The organism is Thermosynechococcus sp. Uc (genome assembly GCF_029335995.1).
GTDB lineage: Bacteria > Cyanobacteriota > Cyanobacteriia > Thermosynechococcales > Thermosynechococcaceae > Thermosynechococcus.
In genome coordinates, this window is record NZ_JARJMS020000028.1 from 17,206 (window position 1) to 29,348 (window position 12,143).

The 12,143-nt window shown below is 53.5% G+C and carries 11 protein-coding genes and 1 pseudogene; 6 read left to right on the top strand and 6 right to left on the bottom strand.

The window, feature by feature from the left end; translation table 11 throughout:
- Positions 1-21: 21 nt before the first annotated feature.
- Both petA and petC read right to left on the bottom strand, forming a co-directional pair.
- Entirely contained in the window at positions 22-957 is a 936-nt protein-coding gene (petA, locus tag P3X23_RS03140; RefSeq protein ID WP_300873066.1) for a cytochrome f, read from the bottom strand.
- Between the two features lie 20 nt (positions 958-977).
- Positions 978-1,520 (bottom strand): cytochrome b6-f complex iron-sulfur subunit, encoded by a 543-nt coding sequence (gene petC, locus P3X23_RS03145; protein WP_300873068.1) that lies wholly within the window; start codon positions 1,518-1,520, stop codon positions 978-980.
- Positions 1,521-1,634: 114 nt separating this feature from the next.
- On the opposite strand from petC, the gene P3X23_RS03150 reads away from it, so the two are divergent.
- The 4 genes from P3X23_RS03150 (at position 1,635) to P3X23_RS03165 (ending at position 3,561) form a co-directional block, all read left to right on the top strand.
- Entirely contained in the window at positions 1,635-1,955 is a 321-nt protein-coding gene (locus P3X23_RS03150) for a DUF3067 family protein (RefSeq protein WP_300873070.1), read from the top strand.
- Positions 1,956-2,184: 229 nt separating this feature from the next.
- Entirely contained in the window at positions 2,185-2,670 is a 486-nt protein-coding gene (gene apcA, locus P3X23_RS03155; protein ID WP_300873072.1) for an allophycocyanin subunit alpha, read from the top strand.
- A gap of 59 nt (positions 2,671-2,729) precedes the next feature.
- Entirely contained in the window at positions 2,730-3,215 is a 486-nt protein-coding gene (apcB, locus tag P3X23_RS03160) for an allophycocyanin subunit beta (protein ID WP_149817471.1), read from the top strand.
- A 142-nt stretch (positions 3,216-3,357) separates the two neighbouring features.
- Positions 3,358-3,561 (top strand): phycobilisome linker polypeptide, encoded by a 204-nt coding sequence (locus P3X23_RS03165; protein WP_011056799.1) that lies wholly within the window; start codon positions 3,358-3,360, stop codon positions 3,559-3,561.
- 134 nt (positions 3,562-3,695) lie between these two features.
- On the opposite strand, the gene P3X23_RS03170 is transcribed toward P3X23_RS03165, so the two are convergent.
- Positions 3,696-4,031, bottom strand: coding sequence for a carbon dioxide-concentrating mechanism protein CcmK (locus tag P3X23_RS03170; protein ID WP_300873074.1), 336 nt, complete (start codon positions 4,029-4,031; stop codon positions 3,696-3,698).
- Between the two features lie 194 nt (positions 4,032-4,225).
- Positions 4,226-5,038: a twin-arginine translocase subunit TatC gene (gene tatC / locus P3X23_RS03175; RefSeq protein WP_300873076.1), complete on the bottom strand. Its 813-nt coding sequence runs from the start codon at positions 5,036-5,038 to the stop codon at positions 4,226-4,228.
- 178 nt (positions 5,039-5,216) lie between these two features.
- Here tatC and mfd point away from each other — a divergent pair, with 178 nt between their 5' ends.
- A complete protein-coding gene (gene mfd, locus P3X23_RS03180) occupies positions 5,217-8,648 on the top strand; it encodes a transcription-repair coupling factor (RefSeq protein ID WP_300873078.1) in 3,432 nt (1,143 codons plus the stop codon).
- Here the strand turns inward: mfd and rfbD are convergent.
- A complete protein-coding gene (rfbD, locus tag P3X23_RS03185) occupies positions 8,645-9,538 on the bottom strand; it encodes a dTDP-4-dehydrorhamnose reductase (protein WP_300873080.1) in 894 nt (297 codons plus the stop codon). The two genes, mfd and rfbD, sit on opposite strands and share 4 nt — an antisense overlap.
- Before the next feature lie 62 nt (positions 9,539-9,600).
- On the opposite strand from rfbD, the gene P3X23_RS03190 reads away from it, so the two are divergent.
- Positions 9,601-11,535: an AarF/ABC1/UbiB kinase family protein gene (locus P3X23_RS03190; protein WP_300873082.1), complete on the top strand. Its 1,935-nt coding sequence runs from the start codon at positions 9,601-9,603 to the stop codon at positions 11,533-11,535.
- Here the strand turns inward: P3X23_RS03190 and P3X23_RS03195 are convergent.
- Positions 11,471-12,143 (bottom strand): annotated as a pseudogene (locus P3X23_RS03195) (hypothetical protein); the annotation flags it as partial. The gene P3X23_RS03190 and the pseudogene P3X23_RS03195 sit on opposite strands and share 65 nt — an antisense overlap.

Below are 12,143 nucleotides of genomic sequence, written 5' to 3' on the forward strand. Positions count from 1 at the left end.
ACCCTTGGTGATATTGCTCCTTTAGAAACTCATCTCGGCGGCTTGTACTTTCTCCACTTGTTTCTTCTTCAAGACAAGCAGAATCTGCGAGAGGGTAATGGCGGCAAAGAAGACCAACAGCCACTTAATGCGGTTCGGATCCTGAAGGACAATTTCCGTATCCTTTTGACCAAAACCGCCCACATTGGGATTGTTAGTGAGGGCTTCGCCCGCGGCTACCGTTTGACCTTCGCTGACAATGAGTTCAGGGCCGGCGGGAATGGTTTCTGTTACTGCTTCACCGCTTTCGGGGGTGATCACCACCGCAGTACTGCCATCGGGGTTAGCAGCCAGACGGGTAATTGTGCCCGCAATTGGTGCGGTAAAGACGTTGTTGTTACTCTTTTCGCCATTGGGATAGATTTGGCCGCGACCGCGGTTGCCCCCGGCATGGACAGAGTATTTACCGAAGTGAATTGATTGATCAACAGCGGGGTTTGGGGCTAAAACAGGGAAAACAATTTCCTGATACTGCTCACCCGGTAGGGGACCTACTAGGATAATGTTTTGCTTGTCCTCGCTGTAGGGTTGGTAGTAAATACCGCTGGTTTTAGCCTGCAACTCTTCAGACAGGCGATCGGGGGGTGCAATTTTGAAGCCTTCGGGCAGCATGAGCACTGCCCCGACATTGAGACCCCCCTTGGAGCCATCCCCTAGCACCTGTTGCACACTGGTGTCATAGGGAATTTTCACCACCGCTTCAAAAACGGAATCGGGGGTAACGGCTTGGGGCACCTCCACCTGGATGGGTTTGGCAGCCAAGTGACAGTTGGCACAGACAATTCGGCCTGTGGCTTCGCGGGGACTGTCATAGCCCTGCTGGGCATAGAATGGGTAGGCCTGTGCTTGCGGTGACCAGAGAAATACACTGGTAGCAAGGGCGATCGCCAGCGTCAAAGACTTGAAAAAGTGTTTCATATCACTCCCTGAATCTCTTTTTACGTCCACCAAGGTTCTTTGCCCGTGCGGAAATCAGTGTCCGTCCAAGGGGTCAACAGCAGTTTGTCATCTTCGGTAACTGTGGTGTTCACCAGTGCCAATGGGAGGGGAGCAGGACCACGTAACACTTTCCCAGTGCTGTCGTATTGAGAGCCGTGGCAGGGGCAAATGAACTTGTTCTCACTGACATTCCAAGGCACTACGCAGCCAAGGTGAGTGCAGACGGCATTCAAACCGTAATTGGCAATTTGGTGATCCTCAGTAACAATGACGTAGGTGGGATCCCCTTTAATCCCTTGGGCAAGGGAGCGATCGCCCGGCAAATGCTTTGCCAAGTAATCAGACACCTTAATATCGTTTCCCAATGCATCTTTGGCAATAACGCCGCCCCCTGTGCCACCGCTGGAGGGCGGAATAAAATACTTGACGACAGGGTAAAGAGCGCCCAACGCTGTACCCGTGATGGTACCAAACGTCAGCAGATTCATAAACTGTCGCCGCCCCATATCGGGCACATCAGACATTCCAGAAACTTGAGCCATGGTTTACGCTTCTTTACTAAGGAATCGAAACGGATAGCCGTAAAATAATTACGTTTATTAACTATTATTACACTGTCCGAGCCGTCCCGACCGCAAGGACTGAAATTCTTGCCAATGCTGACGCCCCTCACTGGTGAAGAACTCCATGCTTTGCTCCTGCGCAAATGGGGGCGCTCTTTTGACCTTCAGTTTCGCCGCGTGGGCGATCGCATCTTTTTGCAAGTGATGTGGCGCTACCTCGAGCAGGCGTCCTATCCCGATACACCTGAAGACTATACCGCCCACCTAGAAGCAATTGCGCAGCACCTCAATGACTGGGGCTGTGCCCAGCAAGTCTGCGCCTTTATTGAGGCCACCCGTGAGAAACCCCGCCTCGGCAAAGCTGTGAATATTCCCCTTGATCTGGGTACCCGCATTATCGAATGGCTCCAATAGCCGTCCTTAGCAGATTTTTGAAAAAACGTTAAGAATGTTAAAAAGGATTGCGATGATGTGGGAGATGTCCCCCCTATGCCTGAGAATGTTTGCGGAAGGTTACGTCAGCCCATCGGGTCAATCGCCGTGCCTATCTCGCCTTCAGAAGGCCGGTGAGTCGTAACACTTCAATGGCAGATGCCACATTATCAAGACCCTTGTTTTACAATTCCAACTTTGGAGGAACTCAATGAGCGTCGTCACGAAATCGATCGTGAATGCAGATGCCGAGGCCCGTTACCTCAGCCCCGGTGAACTGGATCGCATCAAAAGCTTTGTCAGCACTGGCGAGCGCCGTCTGCGCATTGCCCAAACCTTGACCGAAAACCGCGAGCGGATTGTCAAGCAAGCGGGCGATCAACTCTTCCAAAAACGACCTGATGTGGTCTCCCCCGGTGGCAATGCCTACGGTGAAGAAATGACCGCCACCTGCCTGCGTGACCTCGACTACTACCTGCGGCTAGTGACCTATGGTATTGTTGCGGGTGATGTCACTCCCATCGAAGAAATTGGTTTGGTGGGTGTGCGTGAAATGTATAACTCCCTCGGCACTCCCATTTCTGCTGTAGCCGAAGGGATCCGCGCCATGAAGAACGTTGCTTCCTCGCTGCTGTCTGCTGAAGATGCCGCTGAAGCCGGTTCTTACTTTGATTTTGTAATTGGCGCCATGCAGTAGGTCGCCACAGCATTCTTTGTTGATCCATCATCCAAATCAGTTTTTGAGGAAAAAGAACTATGCAAGACGCGATTACCGCTGTCATCAACGCCTCTGACGTTCAAGGCAAATATCTCGACACCGCCGCCATGGAGAAGCTGAAAGCTTACTTTGCCACTGGCGAGCTGCGGGTGCGTGCTGCCACTGTGATCAGTGCCAATGCTGCCAACATCGTCAAAGAAGCAGTGGCCAAATCTCTGCTGTATTCTGACATCACCCGTCCCGGGGGTAACATGTACACCACCCGTCGCTATGCGGCCTGTATCCGTGACCTCGACTACTACCTGCGCTATGCTACCTATGCCATGTTAGCTGGGGATCCTTCTATCCTCGATGAGCGGGTGCTCAATGGCTTGAAAGAAACCTACAACTCCTTGGGTGTGCCCATCGCTGCCACTGTGCAAGCAATCCAAGCCATGAAAGAAGTCACCGCCAGCTTGGTGGGTGCTGATGCCGGCAAGGAAATGGGCATCTACTTCGACTATATCTGCTCTGGCTTAAGCTAGGTACAGCTCTCCAGTCGCACATCTGTCTGGGAGTTAGGGGTTAGAGTGTCAGCCTGTCATGGCAATTGTGCTTAAACAGTCTGAGTCTGGCCTTTAGCTCCCAGACGTGTCATCACCCCACACAGATTTGGAGTCCCATCCCATGCGCATGTTCAAAATTACTGCCTGTGTGCCGAGTCAAACCCGTATTCGCACCCAGCGCGAACTGCAAAATACCTATTTTACGAAACTAGTGCCCTACGAAAACTGGTTCCGTGAGCAACAACGCATCCAAAAAATGGGTGGTAAGATTGTGAAAGTGGAACTGTTTACGGGCAAGCCGGGGGTCAATACCGGTCTAGCCTAAATGCTCCTCTAAAAGTGTTTCCTAGCGATTTTGAGGCTTCACTGTTGAGATAGTTGCTTGGCTGGGGTGTTCCCTCCTGAGACAATTATCTAAACGGTGGAGCTTTGCTTATTAGAGCGCCTTTTTCAAGGCCCCTAAACTAGAAAACGCTCCCAGCCATCGCCATATTGGAACCGCATTTTCGGGAAAACGGCCTCTAGATTCTCGTGGGGGCGTGGGATCACTGTTGACGACAGATACAGAGTTTTTTCCTTAGGACTCTGAGGCAAAATTTTTTTGGCGGCTTCCACACCGGCGGCAACTGCAATTTGCACTTCAGAAACGTCGCCGCGCACAATAATTGTGAGGCGAGCACCACTGACCACTTCATAGCCGACAAGGGTAACACGGGCTGCTTTCACCATCACATCGGCAACAGCTAAGGCAGGGGGATGACCCAGTACTTCTACCATCCCAAGGGCAATGGGCATGAAGACTGCTCCTGAACACAAAAATTTGTTAAAGTAACGCCATTTCTGCGATCGCTAGAGGACGCACCAATTTGGCAACATTAGCATATCACTTCTATTGATGGCCCTGATAAGTTCAAAGGGCGATCGCCATCATTGATTTTTATCCCCCAAATCATCTTTTCTGATTGAGTCTTTCTTGGGGGATGGCAAGCCTAGGAACGCCCCACCCCCATTAGTTTTGCTAAGCCAATCCCCGTAAAGTAGAGGGCAAGCAGGGCACCCGCCAATAGTCCCTGGGTAATCGGATCAATAGAGGGGGTCAACACGGCCGCCACGGCCACAGCAATGATCACCACGTAGCGCCATTGGCTGAGCATTTGCGGAATCGAGACTATCCCTAGAGCAATGAGAACCAACTGAAGAATAGGGACTTGAAAGGCTAGGCCAGTGGCAAGAAGCAATAGCAAAATAAAGTCCACATAGCGATCAATCGACCAGAGTTGCTCAACCACATCTGCCCCATAGTTAATAAAAAAGCCAAGGGCTGCGGGTGCCAAGAAGGTATAGGCAAAGGCCAAACCAGCAATAAAAAGAATCGATGAGCCAAAAACCACCGGTGCCAGCAACCGTTGCTCCCGCCGTGTCAGTCCCGGCAGGATAAAGCGAATTGCTTGGTAAAGAATCATTGGCGTTGCTAGAAGGATGCCACTGTAGGCCGCTGCTTTACAGGAGACAAAAAAGTATTCGCCCGGACTGAGTTGGAGAAACTTAGCACCATGGGCGGGTTTTTCAAGGAACTGAATGATCCAGCGGACTTGGGTAAAGCAGAGAACAATGGTAACCGCAACAGTACCGAGGATAACAAAGAGCCGCTGCCGCAACTCCTCAAGGTGATCCCAGAGGGACATTTCCACTTCATTGGGCAGCTCCTCCTCCGGGTCAATGGGGTCACTGACCTCAAAGGCGCTGTCAGCAAGGGCTGAAGATTCTCGAGGGGGGCTATCAATATCGGGCGATCGCGTCATCAAATGTCTGGAATTCTAGCTCTTCAATAATTATGAACGAAGTCCCTAGATTGCATCCCTTTGGTCTATCTCATATTTTAGATAAAGAGCTACAGCGTAAGCACCATAATGCGTTAGCCCTGCCTGAAGGGAGGGCAATTCCCTTCTCAAGTCTTGGTAACCTGCGCCGGCACTGTCTATGTCCTTAATGGCAATTCCCCGCAGTTGGGGTAAGCTGCCGCTAACGGCTAAACTGCTCAGCAAATTACAACACCAACGGGAACTTGTCCTTACGGGGATGCCCCGCCTTGTCAAGGGCTTGGTGGCCACCACATTGGCGCAGCAGAGTCAGCAATCACTGTGTGTGATTACTTCCACCCTAGAGGAGGGGGGACGCTGGGCAGCGCAATTGGAACTCATGGGCTGGGATGCCGTTCTCTTTTACCCGACATCGGAGGCCTCTCCCTATGACCCCTTTGATTTGGAAGCGGAGATGGTCTGGGGGCAACTGCAAGTTTTAGTCGAAAGCGATCGCCCCCGTATTGCCATTGTCACTACGGAACGGGCACTGCAACCCCATTTACCCCCACCAGAGCAGTTCCGTGCCGCCTGTCTAACGTTACAGGTGGGTCAAGAGCAATCTCTAGGGGAGCTGGCCACCGCCTTGACAGCCCTTGGTTATGAACGGGTTTCCTTGGTGGAAACCGAGGGTCAGTGGAGTCGGCGCGGCGACATTGTGGATATTTTCCCTGTCTCGGCGGAGTTACCGGTTCGCTTACAGTGGTTTGGCGATGAGATTGAGTCCATTCGCGAGTTTGATCCGGCTAGTCAACGCTCTCTACACACTGAAGGCGATCGCCTGGATGCCCTTGAGCGGGTTACACTCACACCCATTAGTTTTACGCCGCTGATTGCCCAAGCACTGAAGGCAGCGGGTCAAGCCCATCTCATTCCAGAAGATCAAGAGGGGCTGCGGCGCTACCTTGGGTTGGCTTTTCCACAGCCAGCCTCACTTTTGGACTATTTGCCGCCCCAAACCCTAATTGCCGTGGATGAGCCACCCCTTTGTGCTACCCATGGCGATCGCTGGTATGAGCAGACTCAAGCCTACTGGCAAACTTTAGACCCCTCACCGCCCCCCATCCATCGCCCGTGGTCAGCCGTTGTCCAAGGCCTCGCATCGTTTCAACGCCTACACCTCTATGAACTGGCCAGTGAGGGGCTAGGTCTTAATTTGTCAGCACGGGCAGTGCCGGCCATTCCCCACCAATTTGCTCGCTTGGCGGCGACACTACGGGAGGAGCGGGACAAGGGCTACACGGTGTGGTTAGTCTCGGCGCAGCCGAGCCGCTCTGTAGCGCTATTGCAGGAGCACGATTGCCCCGCCCAGTTTGTGCCCAATCCCAAGGACTTTCCGGCCATTGATAAGCTGCAACAACAGCGAGTTCCCATTGCTCTCAAAGCCAGTGGTTTAGCGGAAATCAGTGGTTTTATTTTGCCCACCTTCCGCACCGTGCTCGTGAGCGATCGCGAGTTCTTTGGCCAGCACAACTTGGTCAACCTCGGTTATGTGCGTAAACGCCGCCGCGCTGCTGCCAAACAGGTGGATTTGAACAAGCTCCAGCCCGGGGACTACGTTGTCCATCGCCAGCACGGCATTGGCCAGTTCCTACGACTTGAAACGTTGACGATTAACAATGAAACCCGTGAGTACCTTGCCCTGCAGTATGCCGATGGCATTCTCCGCGTTGCCGCCGATCAACTGAATAGTCTCTCCCGCTACCGCAAACAAAGTGATGGTGTCCCCCAACTCAATAAGTTAACGGGCAATACTTGGGAACGCACCAAAGCACGGGTACGCAAAGCCATCAAGAAAGTGGCAGTAGATCTGTTGCAACTCTATACCCAGCGCGCCCAACAAAAGGGCTTTGCCTTTCCCCCCGATACGCCGTGGCAGCAGGAGATGGAGGACTCCTTTCCCTACCAACCAACCCCTGATCAACTCAAGGCCATTCAAGAGGTCAAGGCCGACATGGAGAGCGATCGCCCCATGGATCGGCTAGTCTGCGGTGATGTTGGCTTTGGTAAAACGGAGGTCGCCATTCGCGCCATTTTCAAAGCAGTAATGGCGGGCAAGCAGGTGGCGTTTCTTGCTCCAACAACAATCCTAACGCAGCAGCATTACCACACCCTCAAGGAGCGCTTTGCCCCCTATCCAATTCAAGTGGGGCTACTGAACCGCTTTCGCAGTGAGCGGGAGCGCCAAGACCTCCTGCAGAAACTCAAAACTGGCGAAATTGACGTTGTCGTGGGAACCCATCAACTGCTGAGTAAGGCGGTTAAATTTCGCGATTTAGGTCTCTTGGTGGTGGATGAGGAGCAGCGCTTTGGGGTTAACCAAAAAGAGACAATCAAAGCCCTCAAAACCCAAGTGGATGTCCTCACCCTGAGTGCGACACCGATTCCGCGCACTCTCTATATGGCTCTGTCGGGGGTTCGGGAAATGAGCCTGATCACGACGCCTCCCCCCTCGCGACGCCCGATTCAAACCCACTTGGCTCCCTATGACCCAGAAACGGTGCGCAGTGCGATTCGCCAAGAATTGGATCGGGGGGGTCAAGTCTTCTATGTTGTGCCTCGCGTGGAGGGAATTGAGGAGGTGGCGGCGAAGCTCCAAGAGATGGTGCCCAGCGCCCGTATTCTCATCGCCCACGGTCAGATGGCAGAGGGAGAACTGGAATCCACGATGCTCGGCTTTAGCAATGGCGAGGCGGATATTCTCGTGTGTACAACCATTATTGAGTCGGGCTTGGATATTCCCCGCGTCAATACCATCCTAGTGGAGGATGCGCAGCGGTTTGGCTTGGCACAGCTCTATCAACTGCGGGGTCGTGTTGGCCGCGCCGGCATTCAAGCCCATGCGTGGTTATTTTATCCGCGCCAGGAGGTGCTCACGGATGCTGCCCGTCAACGGCTGCGGGCAATTCAGGAGTTTACCCAACTGGGTTCTGGCTACCAACTGGCAATGCGAGACATGGAAATTCGCGGTGTGGGCAATCTTTTGGGGACGGAGCAGCACGGCCAACTGGACAGTGTCGGCTTTGATTTGTATGTGGAACTATTAGAGGAGGCGATCGCCGAAATTCGCGGCCAAGATATCCCCACGGTTGACGATACCCAAGTGGATCTCAATGTCACTGCCTTTATTCCCGCCGATTACATGCCCGATCTGGCGCAAAAGATGGCAGCCTATCGCGCTGTGTCTGCAGCAACCACCAAGGAAGAATTGGCACAACTGGCAGCCGAGTGGAGCGATCGCTACGGTGCACTCCCTAAATCGGTGCAGCAACTGCTGCAGGTTGTTGAATTGAAACAACTGGCGCGCCAGTGTGGCATTAGCCGCATTCGTCCCGAAGGCAAGCAACATGTGATCCTTGAAACCCCCATGGCGGAACCGGCGTGGAAATTGCTCCTAGAGCAACTGCCTCCCCATCTCCACCCTCGGTTTGTCTATAGTCAGGGCAAAATTACTGTGCGCGGTTTAGGGACACAGCCCATTGAAAAACAACTGGAGCAACTCATTGAGTGGTTCAGCCAAATGAACACAACGGTTGCTGCCACCCTTTCCTAGAGAACGGATTGAGGATCCAGTTGGTCTAAAAGGGGTTGAAGAACTGCTTCCCAAGGGGGGAGGGGAGCCCCTAGAACAGCCTCGAGCTTGCCACAGTTGAGGACGGAAAAAGCGGGACGCTTGGCGGGGGTGGGATACTCATGGCTGGGAATTGGCTCTAAGGTAGCAGTGCTGTAGCCTCGGGCACGCAAATGCTCAAAAATTTTGGCGGCAAAGCCATACCAGCTAGTGCTCCCCCGCGGTGTCAGGTGATAGAGGCCACTGAGGGCGGGATCTACCTGCCAACGCCCAAGGAGTTGGTACGTCACTTGGGCAATGAAGGAAGCAGCGGTGGGCGTCCCCATTTGATCGGCAACGACACGCACCAGCGAACGGGTTTGGGCTAGGCGAACCATTGTCCGCAAAAAGTTCTTCCCCCGCAGGTCATAGACCCAACTGGTGCGCAAAATGAGGTGGGCGGGCTGATGACTGGCGATCGCCTGCTCTCCTAGCCACTTACTGTAGCCATAGGCATTGAGGGGGGCAGTGGCATCGGTTTCTCGATAGGGCAGCGATTGATTACCGGCAAACACATAGTCGGTGGAGTAGTGAATCAACAGCCCCCCCACCGCTGCCATTGTTTCTGCCAAAAGACCCACAGCCGTGCCATTCATCCGTTGTGCCCGTTGCGGTTCCTGTTCCGCCTGATCCACAGCAGTGTAGGCTGCTGCATTGATCAGCACATCGGGTCGCAAGGTTTTCAGCAAGCGGGGAATGGCCTCTAAATCTTCCAAGTCCAGCGTTACGGCAGTGCCTTGGCGAGCAACGGGAATCACTTCAGCGCCGGGGGGGGCTTGCTGCACCAATTGCCAGCCCACTTGTCCGCTTGCCCCCAAAATGACTAGCCGCATTTTCCGCACTCCCTGAGGATGAACTGATTGTTAAAATACTTTAAGAGTTTGCGCCACTGCCCATGAATACGGCAATTGTCCCCACCGATTCCGCGCCCCAAGAGATTGCGATCGCGGCTGAAACCCTTGCCAATGATTTGGATACCTTTCAACCCTACGATCCGGTGGCCATTGATGCCTACTATCGGCGGCGGCCTTTGCTGGTGTTGAGTCGCTGGTTGCGGATTCTCTGGCCAGTGTTTTGGCTTCTTTTTAACTACTGGTGGGACAGGATTAGCGGCCAAAGTAAACAAAATCAGCTTCGGCGGGCGATCGCCCTGCGGGAAACGTTAACCCGTCTTGGTCCTGCTTACATCAAAGTGGGACAAGCCCTCTCCACCCGTCCTGACCTCCTCCCCGCTGTATATCTAGAGGAGTTAACAAAACTCCAAGATCAGTTGCCCCCCTTTCCCAATGAAGTGGCGTTTCAGTTTATTGAGGAGGAATTGGGCGCTCCTCCCGCTGAACTCTTTGCTGAACTCAGTGATCACCCCATTGCTGCTGCCTCCTTGGGGCAAGTGTATCGCGGCAAACTCCACAGTGGTGAAGAAGTGGCCGTTAAAGTGCAACGCCCCGGTTTAGCAGAAAGTATCACTTTGGACATTTACATTCTGCGGGGGGTAGCCTATTGGGCAAAACGCCTGATCAAAGACATTCGCAGTGATTTAGTGGCCATTCTCGATGAGTTTGCCAGTCGCCTCTTTGAGGAAATGGACTATACCCAAGAGGGACGGAATGCCGAACGCTTTGCCCGCCTCTATGGCCACTTGACGGATGTGTATATTCCTAAGATTTACTGGAACTACACGCGGCGGCGGGTGCTGACCATGGAGTGGGTAACGGGGGTCAAACTCAACCAACCGCAGCAAATTCAGGCCTTAGGGATTGATCCGCGCTACATGGTGTATGTGGGGGTGCAGTGCTCCCTGCGGCAGTTGCTTGAACATGGGTTTTTCCATGCGGATCCGCATCCAGGGAATCTATTGGCCATGCCCAGTGGCAAATTGGCCTATCTTGACTTTGGCATGATGAGTGAGATTGCCCCAGAGCAACGCTATGGCCTGTTAAATGCCATTGTTCATATTGTCAATCGCGAGTACGAAAGCCTTGCTCACGACTATGTGCATTTGGGCTTCCTGACGCCAGATACGGATCTTGAACCCATCATTCCCGCTTTGGCCTTGGTATTTGAGGATGCCTTGGGGGCAAGTGTCTCGGAACTCAATATCCAACGGATTTTTGATCGCCTCTCAGAGGTGATGTACGAGTATCCCTTTCAGGTGCCCGCCTACTATGCCTTGATTGTGCGATCCCTCCTGACCATGGAGGGGATTGCCATGGGGGTTGATCCCAATTTTAAGGTTCTCAGTGCTGCCTATCCCTACATTGCCAAACGACTACTCACAGATCCTGCCCCAGAGCTGCGCACGAGTCTCACCAATCTCCTCCTCAAGGATGGTCAATTTCGCTGGACGCGCCTCGAAAATCTGCTGCGCAATGCCCGCGAGAGCCGTGACTATGACTTTAATGTGGTGCTAGAGCAGGCCTTGGATTTTCTGTTTTCGGAGCGGGGGACGGAGTATCGCGATCGCCTAGCAGATGAAATTGTCAAAAGTCTCGACACTTGGGCGCGGACAACGATGGGGCAATGGAACTTGGTGCAACTGTTACCCCTCGTAACCCATCCAGTACCTGCAACGGCAAGTTCCAATATTGTCAGTGAACCCAATGCCCTAGAGCATTTGCGCCGTATTTTCAGCATCTTGCAGGATACTCCCGGCTTCGACTGGGGTAAGGTCATTCCTGTGATTCTGCGGATTATTGTGCGCCCAGAGGTACAAGACATGGGTCAGCGTATTGTCAACGGCCTCCTGCAACGGGCGATCGCCCGTTTTATTCGGGAGATGTTGCTGGCGGACTCGCAGCCGGCGCTGCAGACGCGGGGGTTGTCTCTCTAGGTTCTGGGGATGGCGGTGGTGGGGTTTCTTCTGGAGGTGTGGGGGTCGGTGTTGGTGACGCTTCACCTGTAGGCGGTGGGCTAGGGGGTCGTCGCGGTGTCACTGGGGTTGGCGTGGGGGCAGCTGCAGGTGGCTGACTACGGCATACCTCTGGACGATATTCAAAGGCAAAGGTGAGCGCTAAGGCTTGATACTGCCCTGTGGCCTCAAAGGACTGCTGACGTACCCGTTCTAGGGCAGCTTGATCGAGGAGCGCAGAGCCACTACTGCGAATAATCTGGGGATTGCGAGTGAGCAGACCAGTTTCAGGGGCGGCATTGGCAGGGAGTAACTTGCCTTGGGGAGTGACGACGACAGCAACCGTTGTTTCCCCTTGCAGGCGATCGCCACAGGCCTCTTGGGGATAAAAATCCGTGATTCGCTGGGCTAAATTCACTTGTAGATTGGTGGTGTTCAGTGTCAGTCGGGCTTGAGTAAACCAACGGGATAAGGCTGCTGCTGCTTCACTTTCTGTGGTTGCCACTGGCTCTTTAGGGGTGGGTTCAGAAGTTGGCATGGGTGAGACTAGTGCCGGAGCAACGGCAACATCTTCATTCGGATTTGTCGAG

Bases quoted from the DNA above. Each gene is read 5' to 3' on its own strand.
- petA (WP_300873066.1), bottom strand. From the start codon at position 957: ATGAAACACTTTTTCAAGTCTTTGACGCTGGCGATCGCCCTTGCTACC.
- petC (WP_300873068.1), bottom strand. From the start codon at position 1,520: ATGGCTCAAGTTTCTGGAATGTCTGATGTGCCCGATATGGGGCGGCGA.
- P3X23_RS03150 (WP_300873070.1), top strand. From the start codon at position 1,635: ATGCTGACGCCCCTCACTGGTGAAGAACTCCATGCTTTGCTCCTGCGC.
- apcA (WP_300873072.1), top strand. From the start codon at position 2,185: ATGAGCGTCGTCACGAAATCGATCGTGAATGCAGATGCCGAGGCCCGT.
- apcB (WP_149817471.1), top strand. From the start codon at position 2,730: ATGCAAGACGCGATTACCGCTGTCATCAACGCCTCTGACGTTCAAGGC.
- P3X23_RS03165 (WP_011056799.1), top strand. From the start codon at position 3,358: ATGCGCATGTTCAAAATTACTGCCTGTGTGCCGAGTCAAACCCGTATT.
- P3X23_RS03170 (WP_300873074.1), bottom strand. From the start codon at position 4,031: ATGCCCATTGCCCTTGGGATGGTAGAAGTACTGGGTCATCCCCCTGCC.
- tatC (WP_300873076.1), bottom strand. From the start codon at position 5,038: ATGACGCGATCGCCCGATATTGATAGCCCCCCTCGAGAATCTTCAGCC.
- mfd (WP_300873078.1), top strand. From the start codon at position 5,217: ATGTCCTTAATGGCAATTCCCCGCAGTTGGGGTAAGCTGCCGCTAACG.
- rfbD (WP_300873080.1), bottom strand. From the start codon at position 9,538: ATGCGGCTAGTCATTTTGGGGGCAAGCGGACAAGTGGGCTGGCAATTG.
- P3X23_RS03190 (WP_300873082.1), top strand. From the start codon at position 9,601: ATGAATACGGCAATTGTCCCCACCGATTCCGCGCCCCAAGAGATTGCG.